Origin of the sequence: Pseudomonas juntendi (assembly GCF_009932375.1) — a bacterium.
GTDB classification, from domain to species: domain Bacteria; phylum Pseudomonadota; class Gammaproteobacteria; order Pseudomonadales; family Pseudomonadaceae; genus Aquipseudomonas; species Aquipseudomonas juntendi.
Window position 1 is genome coordinate 1 of record NZ_BLJG01000337.1, and the last position, 1,791, is coordinate 1,791.

Consider the following 1,791-nt stretch of genomic DNA (forward strand, 5'->3'; position numbering starts at 1 on the left):
CCCTGTTCAAATCCTTCCCAGCGTGCTACAACCTGCTTAAGCAATGATCTAGCTGCTTGATAACGAAGGGAAAAATATGACGAAGTCGGAGCTGATCGAACGTATTGTCACCCATCAAGGGCTGCTCTCGTCCAAGGACGTGGAGTTGGCCATCAAGACCATGCTTGAACAGATGTCACAATGCCTGGCTACCGGCGACCGCATCGAGATCCGCGGTTTTGGCAGCTTCTCGCTGCACTATCGCGCCCCACGCGTAGGGCGTAACCCCAAGACCGGCCAGTCGGTCAGCCTCGAAGGCAAGTTCGTACCGCACTTCAAGCCCGGCAAAGAGTTGCGCGACCGGGTCAACGAAGAAGACGAGGCCGAAGCCTGAGCACTCAAGGAGCAATCTGATGCGTAACCTGAAGCGCGCCCTGGCGGCTATTTTCGTGCTGCTGTTGGCGGCGGTGGTGTTGTTCTTCGTGCTGGAGAACCAGCAGCCCGTTGCGCTGGTGCTGTTCGGCTGGGCTGCGCCGGAAATGCCCGTGGCTGTCTTGGTGCTGGCAGCACTGGTCATCGGGCTGGCTATAGGCCCGCTATTGGGCGCGTACGGCGTTCAACGCAGCAAGCGCAAGATCAAGGCCTCTGCCCGGCAAGCGGCATTGAGCGGTAACTAAGGAAATTTCCTACGCTTTCCTGGGAATAGTCCGCCTATGCACAGGCTGGCCGCCATGAAGTAATAGCCCACTTCATTTATGGCCAAGTTGAGTGTGCGTAGCATGGAGTTCCCCTGCCTTTTCCATCACGGTGGCACCCGGGGTGTGACTGGGTCCTGCCACCAGTTGCACTTGGCCTCGTGTAGCAGTTTGCTGGTGGACTGTGGGTTGGAACAGGGCACCGATGCGCCGCCTGGTGCAGAGTCCGCGCCGCTCAGCTTCGATATTCAGGGCATTCGCGCGCTAATCGTCACCCACGTACACCTGGACCATGTCGGGCGCATACCTGCGCTGCTGGCTGCAGGTTACCGCGGCCCCATAATCTGCAGCGAGCCATCGGCGCGGCTATTGCCGCTGGTACTGGAGGACGCCTACAGGGTGGGCATCAACCGCGAGCCTGCTCAGGTGGCGCGGTACCTTGAACGGGTCACAAGCCTGATTGTGCCTTTGCCCTTCGAGCAGTGGCATGAAGTGGTGATGGAGCCGGGTTTGCAGTGTCGTATCCGCTTGCAGCGTGCAGGGCACCTGCTTGGGTCGGCATATGTCGAGTGCGACCTGTTGCATGGAAGTATCAACACCCGTTACGTGTTTTCAGGCGACCTGGGCAATGGTGCCAACCCATTGCTGCGCCCGCTTCGGCCCCCAGAGCGGGCAGATGTGCTGGTGCTGGAGAGTACCTACGGTGACCGCCTGCACCCGGTCAAGGGCGGTCGGCAGCAGCAGCTGGAGGCGGCAATTGATCGCGCCTTGGCCGACAAAGGCACCATTCTGATTCCGGCCTTCAGCCTGGGGCGTACGCAAGAGCTGCTGTACGAAATAGAGGATATTCTGCACCGCAAGGCATTGACCGGAGCCCGCGGCGGAGCGGGTGACGAAGATCCCGTCAACTGGTCGCAGTTGCCCATCATCCTCGACTCACCCTTGGCCCAGCGTATTACCCGCGTTTACAGCGAGCTGCACGAGTACTGGAACGCTGAAGCCAGGGCTCGCCTGGCTGAAGGGCGCGACCCGCTCGGTTTCAGTCAGCTGATCAGTGTGGACACCCATGCCCGCCACCAACAGGTGGTCAATTACCTCAAGAGTACCGGGCGCCCGG

At 60.2% G+C, this 1,791-nt stretch carries 3 protein-coding genes; all 3 read left to right on the top strand.

Annotation, left to right across the window (positions count from 1 at the left end; translation table 11 throughout):
- Positions 1-76 precede the first annotated feature (76 nt).
- Entirely contained in the window at positions 77-373 is a 297-nt protein-coding gene (gene ihfB, locus GYA94_RS25640; protein WP_003252675.1) for an integration host factor subunit beta, read from the top strand.
- A gap of 19 nt (positions 374-392) precedes the next feature.
- A complete protein-coding gene (locus GYA94_RS25645) occupies positions 393-656 on the top strand; it encodes a lipopolysaccharide assembly protein LapA domain-containing protein (RefSeq protein WP_009685995.1) in 264 nt (87 codons plus the stop codon).
- A 102-nt stretch (positions 657-758) separates the two neighbouring features.
- On the top strand, positions 759-1,791 hold a 1,033-nt coding region (locus GYA94_RS25650), incomplete at its 3' end, for an MBL fold metallo-hydrolase (RefSeq protein ID WP_161893366.1).